Genomic DNA, 1,118 nt, shown 5'->3' on the forward strand with positions numbered 1-1,118 from the left:
GACACCGATTGTGATGATACCGATGAAAATGAGTTCCCTGGACAGACCTGGTATTTAGATGCCGATGGGGACGGATATGGCGATGGTACCTCAGTGGTGACATGCGAAAGACCTGCCAGCCATTTCACTGAAGCAGAGTTAACAGATACTAGTGGTGATTGTAATGATTCCAATGCCGCGATCAACCCTGACGCTTCCGAAATACAATATGATGGTATTGACAACGACTGTGATCCTTCTACTCCTGATACCGTAGATGCCGATGGAGATGGGGTGAATTCAGACACCGATTGTGACGATAATAACCCGGCAGTAAATCCTAATGCTACCGAGATTCCGGATAATGGTATTGATGATGACTGTAACCCTGCGACTTTAGATAGTTCAGCGGATACCGATGATGATGGAGACGGACAAACAGAAAATGAAGGTGATTGCGATGATACCAATCCGGCGATCTATTCTGGAGCTACGGAAGTGTTATATGACGGTTTAGATAACGACTGTGATCCATCTACTCCTGATACGGTAGATGCCGATGGTGACGGGGTGAATTCAGAYACYGATTGTGACGATAATAACCCGGCGGTAAAYCCTAATGCTACCGAAATTCCGGATAATGGTATTGATGATGACTGTAACCCGGCGACTTTAGATAGTTCAGCCGATACTGATGACGATGGAGACGGACAAACAGAAAACGAAGGTGATTGCGATGATACCAATCCGGCGATCTATAGTGGAGCTGCGGAAGTATTATATGACGGTTTAGATAACGACTGTGATCCATCTACTCCCGATACGGTAGATGCTGATGGAGACGGGGTAAATTCTGATACTGATTGTGATGATGCTGATGCAAATGAGTTCCCTGGTCAGACCTGGTATTTGGATGCTGATGGGGATGGTTATAGCGATGGTACCTCAGTGGTGACTTGCGAAAGACCTGCCAGCCATTTTACTGAAGCAGAGTTAACAGATACTACTGGTGATTGTAATGATTCCAATGCCTCGATCAACCCTGGCGCTTCCGAAATACAATATGATGGTATTGACAACGACTGTGATCCATCTACTCCCGATGCGATAGATGCCGATGGTGATGGGGTAAATTCTGA

The 1,118-nt window shown here is 45.9% G+C and carries 1 protein-coding gene; it reads left to right on the top strand.

Going from position 1 to position 1,118, the window contains the following annotated elements:
• Positions 1-1,118: MopE-related protein (locus FGM01_RS14435; protein ID WP_262710812.1), on the top strand; the 1,118-nt coding region annotated here is incomplete at both ends.

Source organism: Christiangramia sabulilitoris (assembly GCF_007050985.1).
In the GTDB taxonomy this organism is placed as follows: Bacteria; Bacteroidota; Bacteroidia; order Flavobacteriales; family Flavobacteriaceae; genus Christiangramia; species Christiangramia sabulilitoris.